We start from the raw sequence: 832 nt of genomic DNA, 5'->3' as shown, positions 1-832 counted from the left end.
TAGGCTCAGGACTCATAGCCAGAACAGCACTGTGGCGGCGAGGGCTATGGCGGACAGGAAGACGGTCGGGCAGCGATCGTAGCGAGTGGCGACCCGTCGCCAGTCTTTCAGGCGGCCAAACATGATTTCGATCCGGTTTCGCCGCTTGTAGCGTCGCTTGTCGTAGCGGATGGGTTCGGTCCGGGATTTGCGGCCAGGGATGCACGGCGTGATCCCCCTGGCCTGCAAGGCGTCCCGGAACCAGTCGGCGTCGTAGCCCCGGTCCCCCAGCAGCCACTGGGCGCGGGGCAGACTGTCCACGAGAGCGGCAGCGCCGATGTAGTCGCTGACCTGACCCGCTGTCATGAAGAGGCTGATGGGCCTTCCGTTGACGTCTGTCACGGCGTGAAGCTTGGTGTTCATGCCGCCTTTCGTGCGTCCGATCAGCCGCCCGAGGCCCCCTTTTTTACCGCGAGGCTCGAAGCCGTGCGGTGCGCCTTCAGATAGGTCGCGTCGATCATGACAGTCCGACGTTCGGTCTGGGCGCCGGACAGGCCCTCCATCATCCGGACGAAGACGCCCGCCTCGCTCCACCGCTTCCAGCGATTGTAGAGCGTCTTGTGCGGCCCATAGGCCGACGGCGCATCCCGCCAGCGCAGGCCGTTGCGGTTGACGAAGATGATCCCGCTCAATACCCGGCGGTCGTCAACGCGCGGCTTGCCGTGGCTCTTGGGGAAGAAGGGCTCCAGCCGAGCCATCTGCTCGTCCGTCAGCCAATACAGGTCGCTCATATCCAGACTCCTCAGGAGCCTGAATCAGATCGCACGCCTCACTTCAATGGGTCCTGAGCCTA

1 protein-coding gene is annotated in these 832 nt (G+C 64.2%); it reads right to left on the bottom strand.

The annotated features are described in order from the left end of the window. Positions 1–12: 12 nt before the first annotated feature. A protein-coding gene (locus KZX42_RS17160) for an IS5 family transposase (protein WP_112862666.1) occupies positions 13–770 on the bottom strand; the annotation gives its coding sequence in 2 pieces (ribosomal slippage) (positions 13–449 and positions 449–770; 759 coding nt in all). Positions 771–832: the final 62 nt, after the last annotated feature.

The sequence above is a fragment of the Brevundimonas sp. EYE_349 genome (genome assembly GCF_023147505.1).
Taxonomy (GTDB): Bacteria; Pseudomonadota; Alphaproteobacteria; order Caulobacterales; family Caulobacteraceae; genus Brevundimonas.
The sequence above is the reverse complement of the archived record's forward strand: the minus strand, read 5'-3'. Positions and strand labels throughout refer to the sequence as shown.